We start from the raw sequence: 18,695 nt of genomic DNA, 5'->3' as shown, positions 1-18,695 counted from the left end.
CGCACACGGTACTGGCCACGCGCCCCCGCACCCGCCGGGCGACGGCTCAGAATGTCAGGTCCACGACCGACCGAACCGCCCGGACCAGGGCCTGCGCGCGGGGATCGGCCGTGACCGTCTTCCGCATGCCGTTGGTGACGTACCCGAAGGCGATCCCGGACTCGGGGTCGGCGAAGCCGAGGGAGCCGCCGCGGCCGGGGTGGCCGAAGGACGACGGGCCGAGGAGCGGGGAGGCCGGTCCGTGCAGCATGTGGCCGAGCCCGAAGCGGGTGCCGACGAGCAGCACCTTGTCCGGTCCCGCCGACTCCTCCGTACGGGCCAGGGTGAGCGTCGCCGGGGCGAAGAGTCGCTCGGCTCCGTCGACGGGGCCGAGGGTCGCGGCGTAGAAGCGGGCGAGCGCGCGGGCGGTGGCGACACCCGCCGAGCCGGGCAGTTCGGCGGCCCGGTAGTCGGGGTCGTTCTCGTCGGGCTTGGGCTCGATGACACCGAAGGCGCGCCGGGTGAGGGAGTCCGGGTCCTTGTAGGCCTCGCTGACGGAGCGCTTGGGGCGGAGCTTGAGGGCGCCGCCGCCGGGCGGGTCGATCTCCTCGACGCGGCCGAGGCGGCCGACCCGGTGGGCCTCCGCCGCCGGGAGCCCGATCCACAGGTCGAGGCCGAGCGGGCCGGTGATCTCCTCGGCGACCCAGCGGCCGATGGTGCGGCCGGTGACGCGGTGGACGAGGCCGGAGAGCAGCCAGCTGAAGGTGTGGGCGTGGTAGCCGTGGGCGGTGCCGGGCTCCCAGACGGGGGCCTGGGCGGCTATCGCGCGGGTCGCCGTCGGCAGGTCGATCGCCTCGGCGAGGGTGAGCGGCCGGTCCAGGACGGGGACCCCGGCCCGGTGCGCGAGGAGCTGCCGTACGGTCACGCGGTCCTTGCCGGCGGCCTTGAACTCCGGCCAGTACGTGGCGACGGGGGCGTCCAGGTCGAGCAGCCCGCGCTGGTGCAGGAGCAGCGGGACGGCGGCGGCGACGCCCTTCGTGGCGGAGCGGACGACCTGGGCGGTGTCGGCCGTCCACGGGTCCGTCCCGGCTTCCGCCCCGCCGTCGGCGTCCTTCCTGCCCGCCCACAGGTCGACGACCCGCTCGCCGTCGCGGTGGACGGCGACGGCCGCCCCGCGCTCGCCGCGCTGCTCGAAGTTGCGCAGGAACGCGTCCCTGACCGGCTCCCAGCCCGCCGCCACCGTGCCCTGGACGTCCACCCGACCCACTCTCCCTTTTGTACGACCGGCTCCCATGGTGCAACGCGGGCCGCGAAGGACGGATTCCGGGGTCAGGAGACGGGGTCAGGCCACGGAGCTCGGCACGAAGCCGAAAGGCAGCTCCAGGCGGTGCCGGGCCATGAGCTCCTCGTCGGCGAGGACGTCGCCGGTCCGCCCGTCGGCGGCGATGACGCCCCCGCTGAGGATGACCGCGCGCGGGCAGAGCTCCAGGGCGTACGGCAGGTCGTGGGTGACCATGAGGACGGTGACGTCGAGGGAGCGGAGGATGTCGGCGAGCTCGCGGCGCGAGGCCGGGTCCAGGTTGGACGACGGCTCGTCGAGGACGAGGATCTCCGGCTCCATGACGAGGACGGTGGCCACGGCGACCCGGCGGCGCTGCCCGAAGGAGAGGTGGTGCGGCGGCCGGTCCGCGTACTCCGCCATGCCGACGCGCTCCAGGGCGCGCGCGACCACGGCATCGAGTTCCGCGCCCCGGAGGCCCGCCGCGGCCGGGCCGAAGGCCACGTCCTCGCGGACGGTCGGCATGAACAGCTGGTCGTCGGGGTCCTGGAAGACGATCCCGACCTTCCGCCTGATCTCGGCGAGGTGCTTCCTGCCGACCGGGAGCCCGGCGACGGTGACCGTGCCCGCGCCGCCGGTGAGGATGCCGTTGAGATGGAGGACGAGGGTGGTCTTGCCGGCGCCGTTGGGGCCGAGGAGAGCGACCCGCTCGCCGCGCCCGACGGTCAGGTCCACACCGAAGAGGGCCTGGTGGCCGTCGGGGTAGGCGTACGCGAGGCCACGGACCTCGAGCGAGGGGGGAGTCGTCATAGCGTCCATCCGAGGAGGCAGATCAGCAGTGCGGTGAGCGGCAGGGCGGCGGCGTACGTCCACTGGGCGCGGGTGGCGGTCACCTCGTCGATGACCGGCATGGTGCCCGTGTAGCCGCGGCTCACCATGGCCAGGTGGACCCGTTCCCCGCGCTCGTACGAGCGGATGAAGAGCGCGCCGGCGGACTTCGCGAGGACGCCCCAGTGGCGGACGCCGCTCGCCTCGAAGCCGCGCGAGCGGCGGGCGACGGACATGCGGCGCATCTCGTCGGTGATGACGTCGCCGTACCGGATCATGAACGAGGCGATCTGGACGAGCAGCGGGGGCAACTTGAGCCGCTGGAGGCCGAGGAGCAGGGCGCGCAGCTCGGTCGTGGAGGCGAGGATCACCGAGGCGGCGACGCCGAGGGTGCCCTTGGCGAGCACGTTCCAGGCACCCCACAGGCCGGGGACGCTCAGCGACACCCCGAGGACGGTCGTCTGCTCGCCGGGCACGACGAACGGCATGAGCAGCGCGAACGCGACGAACGGCACCTCGATGAGCAGCCGCTTCAGCAGGAATCCGGCCGGGACGCGGGCCGTCGCCGCCACGACCGCGAGGAGCAGCGCGTAGAGGGCGAAGGCCCAGACGGCTTCGCGGGGCGTCGAGACGACGACCACCACGAAGCCGAGGACGGCGGCGAGCTTGGTGTGCGGGGGCAGCGCGTGGACCGGCGAGTGCGCGTGCCGGTAGAGCTTGTGGGCTCCCCCGTGGCCTCCGGTACGGGAGGTCCCACCGGCTCCCATGTCAGACGGCTTCCGGTACTGCCGTACGGCGACGGCGCACCACCCAGAAGGCGCCCGTGCCGACGGCGAGGGTCACGCCCACGCCGATCGTGCCGGCCAGGCCGCCGGAGAGGCGGGCGTTGTCGACGTCCTTGACGCCGTAGTCGGCGAGCGGCGAGTCGGCGGCGGCGTGCTCCTCGACCTTGGCGTCGAAGCCCTTGTCGGCGGCGACCTTCTCCAGACCGTCGGGGCTGGCGGAGGCGTAGAAGGAGACGAAGCCGGCGAGGACGAGCGCGGTGACGACACCGCCGATCCAGAGCTTCCTCGGGGATCCGGCCGGGGATCCGGCGGCCACCGGAGCGGGTGTAGCCGCGTCGACCAGCTCGCCGTCGACGCGGAGCTTGAGCGGGGCGGTCAGGCCGCGGGCGCCGTAGACCAGGTCGGGGCGGACGGCGACGACCGCGCCGACGGTCAGCATGGTGATGACGGCCTCGCCGATGCCGATGAGGACGTGCACGCCGACCATGGCGGTGAGGACCTTGCCGATCGGCACGTCGGTGGTGCCGCCGATCGCGTAGATCAGGGTGAAGGCGGCGGCCGAGGCCGGTACGGAGACGAGCGCGGCGGCGAACGAGGCCACGGTCACCGAGCGGCGGGTGCGCGGCAGCACGAGGACGAGGCCGCGGAAGAGCGCGTACGAGACGACGACCGTGACGACGCCCATGACGGTGATGTTCACGCCGAGGGCGGTGAGGCCTCCGTCGGCGAAGAGGATGCCCTGCATCAGCAGGACGACGGCGATGCACAGGACGCCGGTCCACGGGCCGACGAGTATCGCGGCGAGCGCGCCGCCGAGCAGGTGTCCGCTGGTCCCGGCGGCGACCGGGAAGTTCAGCATCTGCACGGCGAAGATGAAGGCCGCGACGAGCCCGGCCAAGGGAGCCGTCCGCTCGTCCAGTTCGCGGCGGGCCCCCCGCAGGCTGACAGCGACGGCGCCGGCGGCGACGACACCGGCCACGGCCGATACGGGGGCGTTGATGAATCCGTCAGGTACATGCACGTCCCGAATGATGAGCCTTCTTGCGAACTACTTGCAAGAGCGCATGGGTCACAGATCACAGGGCGGACGGCGCATGACCGAGCTGAAGGCGGGAAGAAGTGACACATTGACTAAAAGCAGGACAAAACGTGAGGAGCGCGCGATGACCGCCGTAGAGGATCACGCAGTCGACGACCACGCCAAGGGGCGGATCATCAGCGACGCCCCGCTCTCCCGGCCTGTCCCCGTGACCCTTCGCTACGACGCCGACTACTCCCCCGCGACCGTCCGCTTCGTCTTCCCCGGCGACGTCGAGTGGTCCTTCCCGCGCGCGCTCCTCGAAACGGGCCTGCGCACCCCGACCCGCCGCGGCGACATCGAGGTGTGGCCCTGCGGCCGGGTCCAGACGGTCGTCGAGTTCCACAAGGACGACGGGGTCGAGGTCGTCCAGTTCGACACCGCCGCCCTGCTCCGCTTCCTCCGGCACACGTACGCCGCCAGTACGTCGATGACGACACACTGACGGCGTATCGAGTGGAGCCGGGGATCAGGCCTTGACGAGGTCCGGCTTCGCCGGCGCGCCCTCACCCGTCGACGCGGCGAGGCTCTCGCCCTCCACGTCCACGTTCGGCAGGATCCGGTCCAGCCACTTCGGCAGCCACCAGGCCTTGTGGCCGAGGAGCGCGAGCACGGCCGGGACGATCGCCATCCGGACCACGAAGGCGTCGAAGAGGACCGCGACGGCGAGACCGAAGCCGATCATCTTGATCATCTGGTCCGTCATGCCGATGAAGCCGGAGAAGACCGCGATCATGATGACCGCCGCGGCGACGACCACCCGGGCGCTGTGCCGGAAGCCGGTCACGATCGCCTCGCCGGGCCGCTCCCCGTGCACGTACGCCTCGCGCATCCGGGTCACGAGGAACACCTCGTAGTCCATCGCGAGACCGAAGACGACACCCACCATGAAGATCGGCATCATCGACATGATCGGGCCGGTCTGCTCGACCCCGAAGAGGCTGCCGAGCCAGCCCCACTGGAAGACCGCGACGACCGCGCCGAGGGCCGCGACGACCGAGAGCAGGAAGCCGAGGGCCGCCTTGAGCGGGACCAGGATCGACCGGAAGACCACCGTCAGGAGCAGGAAGGCGAGGCCGACGACGAGTGCCAGGTAGGGCACGAGCGCGTCGTTCATCTTCTGCGAGAAGTCGATGTTCATCGCGGTGGCGCCGGTGACCAGGACCTCGTCGCCGGTGGCGTCCCGGATGTCGTGGACCAGGTCCTCGGTGGCGACGGAGGACGGGCGGTCCTTCGGGACCACCGTGATCATCGCGGCGTCGCCGGCCTTGTTCGGGGTCGCCGGGGTCACCGCCGCCCAGCCTTCGAGGCCCTTGATCGTGGAGACCGTCTTGTCCGCGGTGGCCTTGTCGCCGTCGACGACGACGAGCAGCGGGCCGTTGAAGCCGGGGCCGAAGCCGTCCGACAGCGTGTCGTACGCCCGGCGCTCGGTGGTGGAGGTCGGCTTGACGCCGTCGTCGGGCAGGCCCATCTCCAGGGAGGCGGCGGGCAGGGCGATCGCGCCGAGACCGAGGACGCCGATGAGCAGCACCATCACGGGGCGGCGGATGACGAACCGGGCCCAGCGGGTACCGCCGTTCGGCTTGTCACTCGCCTTCGCCGTGCCCTTGCGCTGCTTGCGGCCGACGACCTTGTCCCCCGCGAAGCCCAGCAGCGCCGGGATGAGGGTGAGGGCGATCAGTACGGCGATGACGACCGTGCCGGCGGCGGCGAAGCCCATCTTCGTCAGCATCGGGATGTTGACGACGGCCAGGCCGACCAGGGCGATGACGACGGTGAGTCCGGCGAAGACGACCGCCGAGCCCGCCGTGCCGACCGCGCGGCCCGCGGCCTCCTCCTTCTCGCGCCCGTCGGTGAGCTCCGCGCGGTAGCGGGAGACGATGAAGAGGGCGTAGTCGATGCCGACCGCGAGGCCGATCATCATCGCGAGGGTGGAGGTGGTGGAGCCCAGGTCGAGGACGTTCGCGAGGGCCGCGATCGAGGAGACGCCGATGCCGACGCCGATGATCGCGGTGAGCAGCGGGAGCCCCGCAGCGACGAGCGAGCCGAAGGTGATGACGAGCACGATGCCGGCGATGATCACGCCGACGATCTCGCCGGCGCCGGTCGCGGGCATGGTCTGGAGGGCGTCACCGCCGACCTCGACGGTCAGCCCCTTGCCCTGCGCGTTGTGACCCGCCTGGGTGAGCGCCTCGCGGGTCTCGTCGGTCAGTTCCATCGCGTTGACCTTGTAGGCGACGGAGACGTAGGCCGTGGAGCCGTCCTGCGAGACGGCGTGCGCGGTGTACGGGTCGGCGACCGAGACGATCTGGTCCGAGCCGGACTTCAGCGCGGCGACGGTCTCCTCGACGACGGCCTTGTGGGCCGCGTCGGTCACCTTCCGGCCCTCGGGGGCCTTGAAGACGACACGGGCGGTGGCCCCGTCGGCACCGGCACCGGGGAAGCGCTCTTCGAGCAGGTCGAAGGCGCGCTGGGCCTCGGTGCCCGGGATCGAGAAGGAACCGGAGGTGGGGGCGGGCGCGGTGGCGGCGCCGATACCGGCGACCGCCAGGAGCGCCACCCAGAGGAGGGCGACGAGCCGTCGGCGCCGGAAGGCGGAACGGCCCAGCTTGTAGAGGAACGTGGCCACGGGGGCGTACTCCCATTGTGGGGCGGGACAGGACATGGGGAGCCGGCCCGACGGCGTGAGCGGTGCGCGGTCGGTTGGTGCGGGTGAGATCGGGGTCAGACGCCGAGTGAGGGGAGCACGACGGCGTCGACGTAGGCACTGAGGAAGGCGCGGTCGACCGGCTGATCCTCGATCAGCGGCCGGGCGACGAACGCACCGATCAGCATGTGGGGAAGGAGCTTCAGCGCCGGGTTGTCGGCGGCGACCTCTCCCCTGCGGACCGCTCGGCGCAGCAGTTCGTCGAGGCCGTTCATCTCGGGTTCGATGAGCAGCTCGCGCAGCGCCCGGTGCAGTTCGGGGTTGGTGTGGACGGCATGGGCCAGACCCCGCATCAGCGCGGAGTCCTTCTCCATCTGGCAGTCGTCGGTCCGCTCCAGGAGCACGTGGAAGTCGCCGCGCAGCGAGCCGGTGTCGATCTCGGCGAGATCGGCGGGCTTGTTGGCGCGCAGCGCCCGGGCGACCAGTTCGGGCTTGCTCCCCCACTGGCGGTAGAGGGTGGCCTTGCTGGAGTGGGTGCGGGCGGCGACGGCGTCCATGGTGAGGGCGTCGTAGCCGACCTCGCGAAGGAGATCGAGCACGGCTGTGTACAGCTCGGACTCCCGCTCGGGAGTGAGCCTGCTGCGAGCCATGAACGGCCCCTCCGATCGACAACGCGAACGAAACGGTTTCGTACAGTACGAAGATACCCAGGCCCCCAGCGAAACGAAACCGTTTCGTACGTGTGCTGGCCCACACCGCACCCGCACCGCACCCACACGCGCCCACAGCGCCCGCCCGCACGAACCGATACACACGTACGAGTTGCCGCACCCCCTCCGCGCGGAAAGCATGTACAGGTGAGTGACGACGTCGCGTATCTCCGGTTTCCGCACCTCCACGACGACCTGCTGTGCTTCGCGGCCGAGGACGATCTCTGGATCGCCCCCCTCGTCCCCGAGGGCCACCGCCCCGGCCGGGCCTGGCGGCTGACCGTCGACCGGACCAGGGTCGGCCACCCGCGCTTCTCGCCGGACGGCCGCCACATCGCGTACACGAACTGGCGCAGCCTCGACCCGGAGATCCATCTCGTCCCCATCGACGGCGGCTCCGCCCGGCGCCTCACCTACTGGGGCTCCACCGACACCCGGGTCTGCGGCTGGACGCCCCCCGACCGGGACGGCCGCTCCGACATCCTCGCCGTCTCCTCGCACGGGCAGCCCTTCTCGTACTACTCCTGGGCATACTCCGTCCCCACCGACGGCTCCCCCGGTCGCCGCCTCCCCTGGGGCCCGGTCTCCGACATCACTGTCACCACGGCCTCAGCCACCACCCGCCACGGCGAGCAACCCGCCAACAACCACCGGACCCTCCTCCTCACCGGGAAGCCGCCGCACGAGCCGGCCGCCTGGAAGCGGTACCTCGGCGGCGCCACCGGACGGCTCTGGCTGCACGGCGAACGGCTGCTGCCCGACATCGGCGGCCACCTGGACTGCGCCATGGCCGTCGACGGCCGGATCGCCTTCCTCTCCGACCACGAGGGCATCGGCAACCTCTACTCCTGCCTGCCCGACGGCACCGACCTGCGCCGCCACACCGACCACGACGCCTTCTACGCCCGGCACGCGTCGAGCGACGGGCGGCGGGTCGTGTACCAGTGCGCGGGCGAGCTGTGGATCGTCGACGCGCTCACCCCCGACTCCCGCCCCCGGAAGCTGGAGGTCCGGCTCGGCGGGCAGCGCGTCGGCCGACGCCCCTACCAGGTGCCCGCCGCCCACCACGTCGACGCGGTCTCCGTCGACGAGACCGGCCGGGCCAGCGCCGTCACCGTACGCGGCAGCCTGTACTGGCTCACGCACCGCGACGGCCCGGCCCGCACGATCGTCGACTCGCCGGGCGTCCGCGTCCGGCTGCCCGAGATGCTCGGCAGCGGCGGACAGGTCGCGTACGTCACCGACGCCGAGGGCGAGGACGCCGTCGAGGTCGCCTACCTGCCGCGCGCCAGCGGCGCCCGGCCGCCGCGCCGGCTCGCCTCGGGCGGCCTCGGCCGGGTCGAGGAGCTGATCGCCGACCCGGAAGGCGAACGGCTCGCCATCGCCACCCACGACGGGCGGCTCCTCCTCCTCGACGCGACCGAGGACTCGGGGGATGCCTCCCAGACCGAGGACTCCGGGGACACCTCCCCGGCCGGAGGCTCCGGAGGTACCTCCCCGGCCGGAGGCTCCGGGGACACCTCCCAGGCCGGAGGCTCCGGGGACACCTCCCAGGCCGGAGGCTCTGGGGGAGGGAAAGTCACCGAGCTCATCCGGTCCCTCAACGGGCCCGTCCGCGACCTCGCGTTCTCCCCCGACGGCGCCTGGCTCACCTGGTCCCACCCGGGGATCGGCCGCTCCCTCCGCTCCATCAAGATGGCCCGCATCTCCGGCCCCGGCGCCCGGACCGTCGTCGACGTCACCAACGGCCGCTTCGAGGACGAGAACCCGGTCTTCACGCGGGACGGCCGCTACCTCGCCTTCCTCTCCTGGCGCGGCTTCGACCCGGTGTACGACGTCCACACCGGCGACCTCTCCTTCCCGCTCGGCTGCCGCCCCTACCTCGTACCGCTCTCCTCCGCCACGCCCTCCCCCTTCGCGCTGCTCCCCGACGGGCGCCCGGCGGCCGGCGGCCTCGACCCCGCCGACGACGACACGGACACCGGCGACGGCACCGTCACGGTCGAGATCGAGGGGCTCCCCGACCGGGTCACCCCCATCCCGGTCACCGCCTCCAAGTACTCCGCGCTGCACCCCGTCAGCGGCGGCGGGCTGGTCTGGCTGCGCTGGCCCATCTCGGGCGCGCTCGGCGAGACCTTCGCCAACCCGGCCGACACCTCCGGCCGCCCCTCCCTCGAACACTTCGCCATCACCAAGGCCCGCAAGACCGAACTCGCCAAGGACCTCGACTGGTTCGCGGTGAGCGGCGACGGCACCCGGCTCGTCATCGCCGACGAGGGCGAACTGCGGGCCGTGCCCGCCACCGAGTCCGGCGACGGCGACTCCACCGTCTACCTGGACCTGCGGCGCATCCTCCACGAGGTCGACCCCGGCGCCGAATGGCGCCAGGCCTTCGACGAGGCCGGCCGGATCGTCCGCGCCTACTTCTGGGAGCCCGGCATGGGCGGCGTCGACTGGTCGGCGGTCCTCGACCAGTACCGGCCGCTCGTCGAACGGGTCGCGTCCCCCGACGAGTTCGCCGACCTGCTCCGCGAGGTCGTCGGCGAACTGGGCACCTCGCACGCGTACGTCACCCCCGCCCGCCGCAACGAGGGCCCGCCGCACTACCAGCGCGCCATGGGTCTCCTCGGCGCCAACCTCGTGCGCCGGGAGTCCGGCTGGACGGTGAAGCGGATCCTGCCCGGCGAGTCCTCCGACTCCAAGGCCCGCTCCCCGCTCGCCGGCACCGGCATCCGCGAGGGCGCCGTCCTCACCCACGTCGACGGCCGGCCCGTCGACCCGGTCACGGGCCCGTACCCCCTGTTCTCCGGCACCGGCGGCACCACCGTCGAGCTCACCTTCACCTCCGCCGAGGGCGAGGGCCGCTCCCGCCGCGTCGCCGTCGTCCCGCTCGTCGACGAACGACCGCTGCGCTACCAGGACTGGGTCGCCAAACGCCGGGCCGTGGTCCGGGAGCTCAGCGGCGGCCGCTGCGGCTACCTCCACATCCCCGACATGGGCGGCTCCGGCTGGGCCCAGTTCAACCGCGACCTGCGCATGGAGGTCTCCCGGCCCGCGCTCATCGTCGACGTACGCGGCAACGCTGGCGGCAACATCAGCGAGCTCGTCATAGAGAAGCTCACCCGCAAGATCCTCGGCTGGGACCTGACCCGGAACGCCCAGGCCGTCTCGTACGCCTCCAACGCCCCGCGCGGCCCCGTCGTCGCCCTCGCCGACGAGGCCACCTCCTCCGACGGCGACATGATCACCGCCGCCTTCAAGCTCCTCGGCCTCGGGCCCGTCGTCGGCCAGCGCACCTGGGGCGGGGTCGTCGGCATGACCGGCCGCCACCGGCTCGGCGACGGCACCCAGATCACGGTCCCGATGAACGCGGCCTGGTTCCCCGAGTACGGCTGGTCCCTGGAGAACCACGGCGTCGAACCCGACCTCGCGGTCCTGCGCACCCCCCTCGACTGGGCCGAGGGCCGGCACGCGCAGCTCGACGACGCCGTGCACGTCGCCCTCTCGCTCCTCTCGGAGACCCCGCCGGCCAGCCCCCCGGGCTACGAGGCGGTCCCCGACCGCTCCCGCCCGAAACTGCCGCCGAGGTCCGCCCCGTAGAGGTCGGGGAACCACGCGTACGCGCCGCCGAAGCCCGGCTCAGGACACGCAGGCGTCCGCCCCGTACGCACCGCCGAGGTCCAGCTCGTAGGAGGTGCCGGGCTCTCCGTCCAGCGTCACGCTCCCGACGGCGCCGAACCCGACCCGCCCGAGCACGGCCCTCGACCCCGCGTTGTCGAGGGTCGTGGCGGCGGTCAGCCGCGTCAGCCCGTACTCCTCCCGCGCCAGCCGGCACACCTCGCGCACCCCGGCCGTCGCCACGCCCCGCCCGGTCGCCTTCTCGGCGACCCGGTAGCCGAGCTCGGCGGCCCCGTCGACGGCGTCCACGAGGTTGAACCGGCCGAGTATCTCCCCGCCCTCCCCCACCAGGACGTGGAAGTGGATCGCACCGGTCTCCTGCTCCGCCAGGAGCGCCCGGTGCCGGTCCTCGAACTCCTCGAAGAACGCGTCGCCCCGGTCCGGCACGGAGGCGGCGAAGTAGGCCCTGTTGTCCCGCTCGAACGCGAGCAGGGCGGGCGCGTGGTCGGGGCGCAGTCGCTGCAGTTCAGGCATGGGGGCACGGTATGCGCTCGCCCGGCAAAGGGCGCCCTAATATCCTGCGGCCAGGGGCCGGTCACGGCGGGATCCCGCTGGACGGAGCACCCGTCCAGGATGCAGAAATGCAGAACAGGAACACGCATGCCCGATCGACCACCGACCGGCCAGACCCTCATCCAGTCGGTACAGCGCGCCGTCCATCTGCTGCGCGCGCTGAATCACCGGGGCGGCAGCGCGAGCGCCAAGCAGCTCGCGCGCGACACGGACCTGCCACTTCCCACCGCGTACCACCTGCTGCGCACCCTCTGCCACGAGGGACTGGTGAGCAAGGACCGCCACGGATACGCCCTCGCGGACCCGGCCGGCCTCGCCGTCCCACAGACTTCCCCGCCCAAGGGGCTCCCCACCCAGGAGTGGACGGACGCCCTCAGTCTGGAACTCGAAGCCGCCGTCTACTTCGTCATCTACCGCGAGGGCGAGATACGGGTCACGGCCGTCTCCCGGAACCCCGGCTGCCCACCCGTCACCGAATGGGCCGAGTTCGGCCTCACCGGCCACGCGCACGCCGCCGGTCAGTCGCTCCTCGCCCAGCTCGGCGACGAAGAGCGCGCCGACCACCTCGACCGGCACCCCGCGACACCGCTGACCCGGCACACCGTGGCGGGCCGCACCGCCATCGAGCGTCGCCTCGCCTCCCAGCGGCGCGGGCTGCCCCTCCTCGAATACGAGGAGTACGTCCTCGGCACCGTCTGCGCCGCCGTCCCCATCTCGGTCGGTTCCTCCGCGGCGGCCCTCGCGATATCGCTCCCGACCGCCCGGGCCGCCGACCTCCAGCCGCTCACGCGCCGCCTCCAGGACCGCGCGGAGAGCGTCGTCCTCCTCGACCGGACCTTCTCGATCACGCCCCGTGCTCCCCGCCCGCCGGAGCCTTGAACACGCGAAGGCGCACCCGGCGTCCCGGGTGCGCCTCCCCTCAGCCGGCCGTGGGCCGGCCGGATTCAGGCGTCGTAGTCCTGGTCGAAACGGTCCTGGGCCTCCTGCTGGGCCTTGCGCGTCTCGCCTTCGGGACGGTCACGGCCCTGGGAAGCACGCTCGGACGCCTCGTCCTTCGCCTTGCCCGCGGCCTGCTTGGCCCGCTCCTTGAGCTCGTCCGCCTTGTCGCTGAACTGGTCCTTCATGCCCATGAAGATTCACTCCTAGAAGGGTGTGAGGTGGGGACGGGGCGTCGTGCCCCATCGGGCTCGACCAGCCTTGCACGGGCCCACATCCCGCGCATTTCGATCAGCCACTCCCCCTCACTCACCGTCACCGACGGGCCGCGTCCCCCGCGCGCGCCTGCTCGTCGGCCGCGCCGCCCGCGCCCACGAGCCCCTTGGAGACGGAGCCGAGGCGCGGCTCGAAGCGCCGCATCTCGCGCTGTCCGACCGCCGCGATCACCCCGGGCAGATAGCCCCGGACCGACTGCATCCCGCGCAGCCACCACTGCGCGTACACGTGGGAGGAACGCCGCTCGATGCCGGCGACGATCCGGTCGACGGCCGGGCCGAGGGGGTACGTGCGGTTCGCGGGCCATGGCAGCCGGGAACGGAGCTCGCGCATCACGTCGTCCTGGTCGGCGCCCCGGACCATGTCGGTGTCGGTCCAGGACAGATAGCCGACGCCGACCTTCACGCCCTTGTACGCGACCTCGGCGCGCAGGCTGTGCGCGAAGGCCTCGACGCCCGACTTCGAGGCGCAGTACGCCGTCATCATCGGGGCCGGGGTGATCGCCGCGAGCGAGGCGATCTGGAGGAAGTACCCCCGGGACTCCATGAGGACGGGCAGGAACGCCCGGCCGGTCACGGCTCCGCCGATCAGGTTGACCTCGATGACCCGCCGCCAGGCGTCGGGGTCGGACTCGGCGAACGGGCCGCCGGCCGCGACCCCGGCATTGGCGACGACGATGTCGACCTTCCCGAACCGCTCCTTGACCTCGGCCGCGACCTTCGCCATGGCCTTGTGGTCGGTGACGTCGGCGTGCCACCAATCGGCCTCGGTGTGCAGCCGCCCGGCGACCTCCTTGAGCTGCTCGGGCTCCAGGCCGACGAGCGCGATCTTCGCGCCGCGCGCGGAGAGCTTGCGGGCGAGGAGTTCGCCGACGCCGCGGGCTCCTCCGGTGACGACCGCGACCTGTCCTTCCAGGCTGACCCGGCTCATGCCTTCTCCTTCACTTCGAGGGACGTGCCCAGGTACGCGTCCGTCAGTTCGCGGATCCGGGCGGTGACGGCCTCGGGGGCCTCCACCGGCGTCATGTGGCCGGCGCCGGTGACTTCGAGGAGCCCCACGCACTGCGGGAGCGCCTCCGCCATGGCCCGGGAGTGGACGGGCGGGGTGAGCCGGTCGGCGGTGCCGACGAGGACGGCCACCGGCAGGTCCAGCTCCCGTACGCCCTCTTCGACGTCGAGTTCGGAGAGGACGCGGGACCATCCGACACGGACCCCGCGCGGACAGGCGTGCACGATCCGGGCGCAGGCGTCGACCCGCTCCGGAGCGGAACCCGGTCCCATCGTCGCGTACTTGAGGATCTTCTTCGAGACGGGCGTGACCGGCCCGAGGGGGGCCTTCGCGCCGATGACGCTCCGGGTCAGCCGGGTGCGCCGGCCGCTCGGACGCAGCGGTACGACGGTGGCCTCGGCGATCAGCCGCGAGGGCCCGGTGGAGCAGAGCAGTACGGCCCCCGCGTGCTCCCGGAAGCCGGGGCGGGAGGCCGCCGCCATCACGGTCATGCCGCCCATGGAGTGCCCGGCGACGACGGCCTTCTCGCCGGGGGCGAGGGTGGCCGCGAGGACGGCTTCGAGGTCGTCGGCGAGCGCCCGGACCGAGTATCCGGAGGGCCCGGCGGGGACCGGGGAGCGGCCGTGGCCGCGCTGGTCGTAGGCGACGACCCGGTGGTCGGCGGCGAGGGCCCGTATCTGCTCGGCCCAGAAGCCGATCGAGCAGGTCCAGCCGTGGGCGAGGACGACGACGGGGGCGCCCTCGGGGCCGTACACCTCGACGTGGATCCGGGAGCCGTCGGCGGAGACGGCGGTCAGCTCCCGGGACGCGGGCAGCGAGGTCAGGTGGCGGCTCACTGGGCGGCCTCCTTCGTGCGGGAGGGGCGGGTCTTCGCCGCCGGGGCAGTCGGGGCCGTCGTGGACGTCTTGGGCGCGCGCAGCACCTCGTACTCGGAGAGGTCGACCTGCCGGGTCTCCTTGCGGAACTCGCCCGTCGTCCCCGGCCACAGGGTGGTGTTGCGGCCGTTGGCGTCGAGGTACCAGCTCTCGCAGCCGCCGGCCTTCCAGACGGTCCGCTCCATCCGGGTCTGCACCTTGCGGTTCCAGGCGCCGACGGCGGAGGGGCGGACGGCGAGCGCGGCGCGCCCCCCGAGCATGTCGAGCTGACGCAGGTAGTCGGCCAGGTAGTTCAGCTGGGACTCGATCATCAGGATCATCGAGGAGTTCCCGAGGCCGGTGTTGGGGCCGATGACCGTCATGAAGTTGGGGAAGCCCGCGGCGGTGGCGCCGCGCAGCGCCTCCATGCCGTCCTTCCAGGCCTCGGCGAGCGTCTGCCCCCCGGCGCCGACGACCCGCTCGGCGATCGGCATGTCGGTGACGTGGAAACCGGTGCCGAAGACGATGGCGTCGACCTCGGTCTCGGTGCCGTCGGCGGCGACGACGGTCGAGCCGCGGACCTCACGCAGCCCGGAGGCGACGACGTCGACGTTCGGCTGGGCGACCGCCGGGTAGTAGGTGCTGGAGAGCAGGATGCGCTTGCAACCGATCCGGTACGAGGGCGTCAGCTTGGCCCGCAGCGCCGGGTCCTTGATCGCCTTGGCGATGTTGGCCTTGGCGAGCTTCTCGATGAGCCCGAGTTCGCCCGGGTGCTTGGTGAAGGCGCCGACCTGGAGTTCGCGGATGCCCCAGAGCAGGCCGCGGCGCAGGGTGCCGGTGGCGGGCACGGCGCGGTGGAGCCAGCGCTCGGGGCCGCTGATGGCGCGGTCCATGCGGCGCATGACCCACGGGGGCGTGCGCTGGAAGAGCGTCAGCTTCCCGACCAGGGGCTGGATCGCGGGCACGATCTGGATGGCGGAGGCGCCGGTGCCGATCATGGCGACGCGCTTGCCGGTGAGGTCGTAGTCGTGGTCCCAGCGGGCGGAGTGGAAGACCTTGCCGGGGAAGTCGGCGAGCCCCGGGATGTCGGGGATCTTGGGGTCGGAGAGCGGCCCCGTCGCGGAGACGACGACCTCGGCGCTGAAGGACCCCTGGCTCGTCTCGATCTCCCAGCGGAGCGCCTCCGGGTCCCAGGCCATCCGCCGCACCTCGTGGTTCAGCCGCAGGTGGGGGCGGATCCCGAAGGTGTCCGTGACATGCTCCAGGTACGCGCGGATGTGGCGCTGTCCGGAGAAGGTCCGCGGCCAGTCGGGGTTGGGCGCGAAGGAGAAGGAGTAGAGGTGCGAGGGCACGTCGCAGGCACAGCCGGGGTAGCTGTTGTCGCGCCATGTGCCGCCCACGGAGTCGGCCCGCTCCAGGACGACGAAGTCGGTGATTCCCTCGCGGCGCATCCGGACGGCGGCCCCCAGGCCACCGAATCCCGATCCGATCACCGCCACCCGTACGTGCTCGTGCTTCGCCATGCCGCCTCCCGAACGCCCGGCAGATCACGCCAGCAATCACTGGCACAGTCGGGACTGTAGAGCAGCTCCATACCGAGCGGTAGGGGTACGGCGAGGGAAAGTTACCGGCGGTACAACATAGGCTGGCGTGCGTGGCAGAAGGATCAGGCGAAGGACCGGGACCCGACACGGGCACACACGAAGCCGTGCACGAAGCCGTGCCCGACGGCGTACGCGAGTACCGCATGGAGGAGCTCGCGACGGCCGCCGGCATCACCGTGCGCACCCTGCGCTTCTACCGCGAGCGCGGACTGATCCCGCCGCCCCGCCGCGAGGGCCGGATCGCCTGGTACGACGAGCACCACCTCGCCCGGCTGCGCACCATAGCCGCCCTCCTGGAGCGCGGCCACACCCTCAACGGCATCGCCGACCTCACCACCGCCTTCGAGAGCGGCCGGAACGTCCGCGAGGTCCTCGCCCTCGGCTCCCCCACCGAGGAGGAGCCGGTCCGCCTCACCCCCGAGGAGCTCGCCGACCACTTCGCCGGCGAGGTCACCCCCGAGAACCTCGCGGCCGCCCTCGACCTCGGCTACCTCGTCACCGACGGCGAGGAGATCATCCACATCAGCCGCCGCCTGCTCGACGTCTCCGCCGCGCTCGTCCGGGAGGGCGTCCCGCTCGCCGAGGTCCTCAAGGCGGGCGCCCGCGTCCGCGAACACGCCGACGCCCTCGCGGAGCTCTTCACCGACCTGCTCCGCGCCCACGCGGCCGAGGACGACCTGGGGAGGCTGCGCCCGCTCGCGAAGAGCGTCGTCGAGGCGGAGCTGTCGATGGCACTCGACCGACGCCTGCGCCCCGAGAACACCTGAGTCCGCCGACGAACGGCAGCGGGGGCTACAGCTCGTAGACGGCGGTCACGGGGGCGTGATCGCTCCACCGCTCGGCATGCGTGGCGGCGCGCTCGACGTAGGCCTTGACGGCCTTGGCGGCGAGGCCGGGGGTGGCGACCTGGTAGTCGATGCGCCAGCCGCTGTCGTTGTCGAAGGCGCGGCCGCGGTAGGACCACCAGGAGTAGGGCCCTTCCTGCTCGGGGTGGAGGGCCCGCACGACATCGACGTACGCGCCGTCGCCCTCGTCGAGGACCCGCCCGAGCCACTCCCGCTCCTCCGGCAGGAAGCCGGCGTTCTTCTTGTTGGCCTTCCAGTTCTTGAGGTCGGCCTCGCGGTGGGCGATGTTCCAGTCGCCGCAGACGACGACCTCGCGCCCATCGGCGGCGGCCCGGCCCCTGAGCTCCTTCAGGTACGGCAGGAACTCGCCCATGAACCGCAGCTTCTCGTCCTGGCGCTCGGTGCCGACCTCGCCGGAGGGCAGGTAGAGGCTGGCGACGGTCACACCGGGCAGGTCGGCCTCGATGTACCGCCCGCTGTCGTCGAACTCACTCGACCCGAAGCCGACGCGCACCGCGTCGGGCTCGCGGCGCGTGTAGAGGGAGACGCCGGCGCGGCCCTTGGCGGCGGCGGGCGCGTGGGCCGTGAACCAGCCCTCGGGCGCCCGGACCTCGGCGGGCAGCTGGGCCTCCTCGGCGCGGACTTCCTGCAGGCAGACGGCGTCGGCGGAGGTGCCGGCCAGCCACTCGACGAAGCCCTTCTTGGCGGCGGCGCGGAGACCGTTGACATTGACGGTGGTGACAGTGAGCATCCCGGGAGAATACCGACACTCAGCTTCCGCATACATGTACGATCCACCGCATGAACATTCACCCCACCCCCTTCGACCACCCCGACGCCGTCAAACTCAACGACGCGGTACAGCTGGAATACGCCGCCCGCTACGACAGCGAGGGCGACGCCACACCGCTGGACCCGGCGATGTTCGCACCCCCGCGCGGCCTCTACCTCCTCGCCTACGACGCCGAGGGCCGCCCCGTCGCCACCGGCGGCTGGCGCGCCCAGGACACGAACGACGAGGGCTACGCGGACGGCGACGCCGAGCTGAAGCGCATGTACGTGGTCCCCGAAGCCCGCGGCCTGGGCCTGGCCCGCCACATCCTCGCCGCCCTCGAAGCCGACGCCCGCACGGCCGGCCGCACCCGCATGGTCCTGGAAACGGGCACGGCCCAGCCGGAGGTCATAGCCCTCTACACGTCCAGCGGCTACGAACCCTGCACCAAGTTCGGCCACTACCGCACCTACTCCACCAGCCGCTGCTTCGCGAAGCCGCTGGCCTGAGCCGGCACGCGAAAAGCAGAAATCCCGCCCGATCTTTCGATCGGACGGGATTCCCGGTGTCTGTGGACCTGTGGGGATTTGAACCCCAGACCCCCTCGATGCGAACGAGGTGCGCTACCAGACTGCGCCACAGGCCCTTGCGACGTGTGAAACATTAGCATCCCTACCGGCTCACGCAAAAATCCGTTCCGCCGCAGGTCACCGGGGGCCGTCGCGGGCCGCCGGCGGGGGTCATTCGTTGGCCGCCCGGGGGCGGTCGTCCTCCGCGTACTGGTCGAAGAGGGGGGTGGGGGGGGGGGGGGCGGGGGGGGCGGGCCGGGGCGCCGCGGGGCGCGGCGGCGCGGGCGCGGGCAGGGGGGGGGTGCAGCGCCAAGGGGAGACGGGCGCCGCCCCC

Annotated in this window: 17 protein-coding genes and 1 tRNA gene; 5 read left to right on the top strand and 13 right to left on the bottom strand. The window is 72.5% G+C overall.

Features of this window, described 5'->3' with window-relative positions:
- Positions 1 to 46: 46 nt before the first annotated feature.
- The 4 genes from ACFWWU_RS27180 to ACFWWU_RS27165 are packed head-to-tail and all read right to left on the bottom strand — an operon-like array spanning position 47 to position 3,892.
- On the bottom strand, positions 47 to 1,273 hold the full coding sequence (locus ACFWWU_RS27180; protein ID WP_384148687.1) for a serine hydrolase domain-containing protein: 1,227 nt from the start codon (positions 1,271 to 1,273) through the stop codon (positions 47 to 49).
- Positions 1,274 to 1,321: 48 nt separating this feature from the next.
- Positions 1,322 to 2,077, bottom strand: a complete 756-nt coding sequence (locus ACFWWU_RS27175; protein ID WP_384148685.1) for an energy-coupling factor ABC transporter ATP-binding protein — start codon at positions 2,075 to 2,077, stop codon at positions 1,322 to 1,324.
- Entirely contained in the window at positions 2,065 to 2,853 is a 789-nt protein-coding gene (gene cbiQ, locus ACFWWU_RS27170; protein WP_384148683.1) for a cobalt ECF transporter T component CbiQ, read from the bottom strand. The genes ACFWWU_RS27175 and cbiQ overlap by 13 nt, the downstream gene beginning before the upstream one ends.
- 1 nt (position 2,854) lies before the next feature.
- Complete coding sequence (locus tag ACFWWU_RS27165; RefSeq protein ID WP_384148681.1) at positions 2,855 to 3,892, bottom strand: energy-coupling factor ABC transporter permease; 1,038 nt, start codon at positions 3,890 to 3,892, stop codon at positions 2,855 to 2,857.
- 142 nt (positions 3,893 to 4,034) lie between these two features.
- Between ACFWWU_RS27165 and ACFWWU_RS27160 the strand changes: the two genes are divergently transcribed.
- Positions 4,035 to 4,394 (top strand): SsgA family sporulation/cell division regulator, encoded by a 360-nt coding sequence (locus ACFWWU_RS27160; RefSeq protein ID WP_384148680.1) that lies wholly within the window; start codon positions 4,035 to 4,037, stop codon positions 4,392 to 4,394.
- A gap of 24 nt (positions 4,395 to 4,418) precedes the next feature.
- On the opposite strand, the gene ACFWWU_RS27155 is transcribed toward ACFWWU_RS27160, so the two are convergent.
- Positions 4,419 to 6,578: an MMPL family transporter gene (locus tag ACFWWU_RS27155; RefSeq protein ID WP_384148678.1), complete on the bottom strand. Its 2,160-nt coding sequence runs from the start codon at positions 6,576 to 6,578 to the stop codon at positions 4,419 to 4,421.
- A 95-nt stretch (positions 6,579 to 6,673) separates the two neighbouring features.
- Positions 6,674 to 7,246, bottom strand: a complete 573-nt coding sequence (locus ACFWWU_RS27150; protein WP_384148676.1) for a TetR/AcrR family transcriptional regulator — start codon at positions 7,244 to 7,246, stop codon at positions 6,674 to 6,676.
- A 207-nt stretch (positions 7,247 to 7,453) separates the two neighbouring features.
- On the opposite strand from ACFWWU_RS27150, the gene ACFWWU_RS27145 reads away from it, so the two are divergent.
- On the top strand, positions 7,454 to 10,906 hold the full coding sequence (locus ACFWWU_RS27145) for a S41 family peptidase (protein ID WP_384148674.1): 3,453 nt from the start codon (positions 7,454 to 7,456) through the stop codon (positions 10,904 to 10,906).
- 39 nt (positions 10,907 to 10,945) lie between these two features.
- Here ACFWWU_RS27145 and ACFWWU_RS27140 read toward each other — a convergent pair whose 3' ends face one another.
- Positions 10,946 to 11,458, bottom strand: a complete 513-nt coding sequence (locus ACFWWU_RS27140; protein WP_384148672.1) for a GNAT family N-acetyltransferase — start codon at positions 11,456 to 11,458, stop codon at positions 10,946 to 10,948.
- A gap of 126 nt (positions 11,459 to 11,584) precedes the next feature.
- On the opposite strand from ACFWWU_RS27140, the gene ACFWWU_RS27135 reads away from it, so the two are divergent.
- Entirely contained in the window at positions 11,585 to 12,376 is a 792-nt protein-coding gene (locus ACFWWU_RS27135; RefSeq protein ID WP_384148670.1) for an IclR family transcriptional regulator, read from the top strand.
- A gap of 65 nt (positions 12,377 to 12,441) precedes the next feature.
- Here the strand turns inward: ACFWWU_RS27135 and ACFWWU_RS27130 are convergent, their stop codons facing one another.
- From ACFWWU_RS27130 to ACFWWU_RS27115, 4 genes are all read right to left on the bottom strand, one after another.
- On the bottom strand, positions 12,442 to 12,627 hold the full coding sequence (locus ACFWWU_RS27130; RefSeq protein ID WP_384148668.1) for a hypothetical protein: 186 nt from the start codon (positions 12,625 to 12,627) through the stop codon (positions 12,442 to 12,444).
- Between the two features lie 121 nt (positions 12,628 to 12,748).
- A complete protein-coding gene (locus tag ACFWWU_RS27125; protein WP_384148666.1) occupies positions 12,749 to 13,639 on the bottom strand; it encodes an SDR family oxidoreductase in 891 nt (296 codons plus the stop codon).
- The gene (locus tag ACFWWU_RS27120) at positions 13,636 to 14,553 is read right to left on the bottom strand and encodes an alpha/beta fold hydrolase (RefSeq protein ID WP_384148664.1); all 918 of its coding nucleotides are present in this window, start codon (positions 14,551 to 14,553) and stop codon (positions 13,636 to 13,638) included. The genes ACFWWU_RS27125 and ACFWWU_RS27120 overlap by 4 nt, the downstream gene beginning before the upstream one ends.
- Positions 14,550 to 16,094 carry a flavin-containing monooxygenase gene (locus ACFWWU_RS27115; RefSeq protein ID WP_384148662.1) on the bottom strand — a complete coding sequence of 515 codons (1,545 nt, stop codon included), beginning with the start codon at positions 16,092 to 16,094 and terminating at the stop codon, positions 14,550 to 14,552. Before ACFWWU_RS27115 ends, ACFWWU_RS27120 begins: the two co-directional genes overlap by 4 nt.
- A gap of 224 nt (positions 16,095 to 16,318) precedes the next feature.
- On the opposite strand from ACFWWU_RS27115, the gene ACFWWU_RS27110 reads away from it, so the two are divergent.
- On the top strand, positions 16,319 to 16,942 hold the full coding sequence (locus tag ACFWWU_RS27110; protein WP_384148952.1) for a MerR family transcriptional regulator: 624 nt from the start codon (positions 16,319 to 16,321) through the stop codon (positions 16,940 to 16,942).
- Positions 16,943 to 16,967: 25 nt separating this feature from the next.
- Here the strand turns inward: ACFWWU_RS27110 and ACFWWU_RS27105 are convergent, their stop codons facing one another.
- Entirely contained in the window at positions 16,968 to 17,771 is an 804-nt protein-coding gene (locus ACFWWU_RS27105) for an exodeoxyribonuclease III (protein ID WP_384148661.1), read from the bottom strand.
- Between the two features lie 50 nt (positions 17,772 to 17,821).
- On the opposite strand from ACFWWU_RS27105, the gene ACFWWU_RS27100 reads away from it, so the two are divergent.
- Positions 17,822 to 18,301 carry a GNAT family N-acetyltransferase gene (locus ACFWWU_RS27100; RefSeq protein ID WP_384148660.1) on the top strand — a complete coding sequence of 160 codons (480 nt, stop codon included), beginning with the start codon at positions 17,822 to 17,824 and terminating at the stop codon, positions 18,299 to 18,301.
- Between the two features lie 63 nt (positions 18,302 to 18,364).
- Here the strand turns inward: ACFWWU_RS27100 and ACFWWU_RS27095 are convergent.
- Positions 18,365 to 18,438, bottom strand: a tRNA-Ala gene (locus ACFWWU_RS27095).
- Positions 18,439 to 18,695: the final 257 nt, after the last annotated feature.

The organism is Streptomyces sp. NPDC058650 (genome assembly GCF_042717315.1).
Lineage (GTDB): Bacteria > Actinomycetota > Actinomycetes > Streptomycetales > Streptomycetaceae > Streptomyces.
This window is presented reverse-complemented; position numbering and strand designations above follow the sequence as displayed.

Bases quoted from the DNA above. Each gene is read 5' to 3' on its own strand.
- ACFWWU_RS27180 (WP_384148687.1), bottom strand. From the start codon at position 1,273: ATGGGAGCCGGTCGTACAAAAGGGAGAGTGGGTCGGGTGGACGTCCAG.
- ACFWWU_RS27175 (WP_384148685.1), bottom strand. From the start codon at position 2,077: ATGGACGCTATGACGACTCCCCCCTCGCTCGAGGTCCGTGGCCTCGCG.
- cbiQ (WP_384148683.1), bottom strand. From the start codon at position 2,853: ATGGGAGCCGGTGGGACCTCCCGTACCGGAGGCCACGGGGGAGCCCAC.
- ACFWWU_RS27160 (WP_384148680.1), top strand. From the start codon at position 4,035: ATGACCGCCGTAGAGGATCACGCAGTCGACGACCACGCCAAGGGGCGG.
- ACFWWU_RS27150 (WP_384148676.1), bottom strand. From the start codon at position 7,246: ATGGCTCGCAGCAGGCTCACTCCCGAGCGGGAGTCCGAGCTGTACACA.
- ACFWWU_RS27140 (WP_384148672.1), bottom strand. From the start codon at position 11,458: ATGCCTGAACTGCAGCGACTGCGCCCCGACCACGCGCCCGCCCTGCTC.
- ACFWWU_RS27135 (WP_384148670.1), top strand. From the start codon at position 11,585: ATGCCCGATCGACCACCGACCGGCCAGACCCTCATCCAGTCGGTACAG.
- ACFWWU_RS27130 (WP_384148668.1), bottom strand. From the start codon at position 12,627: ATGGGCATGAAGGACCAGTTCAGCGACAAGGCGGACGAGCTCAAGGAG.
- ACFWWU_RS27125 (WP_384148666.1), bottom strand. From the start codon at position 13,639: ATGAGCCGGGTCAGCCTGGAAGGACAGGTCGCGGTCGTCACCGGAGGA.
- ACFWWU_RS27115 (WP_384148662.1), bottom strand. From the start codon at position 16,094: ATGGCGAAGCACGAGCACGTACGGGTGGCGGTGATCGGATCGGGATTC.
- ACFWWU_RS27110 (WP_384148952.1), top strand. From the start codon at position 16,319: ATGGAGGAGCTCGCGACGGCCGCCGGCATCACCGTGCGCACCCTGCGC.
- ACFWWU_RS27105 (WP_384148661.1), bottom strand. From the start codon at position 17,771: ATGCTCACTGTCACCACCGTCAATGTCAACGGTCTCCGCGCCGCCGCC.
- ACFWWU_RS27100 (WP_384148660.1), top strand. From the start codon at position 17,822: ATGAACATTCACCCCACCCCCTTCGACCACCCCGACGCCGTCAAACTC.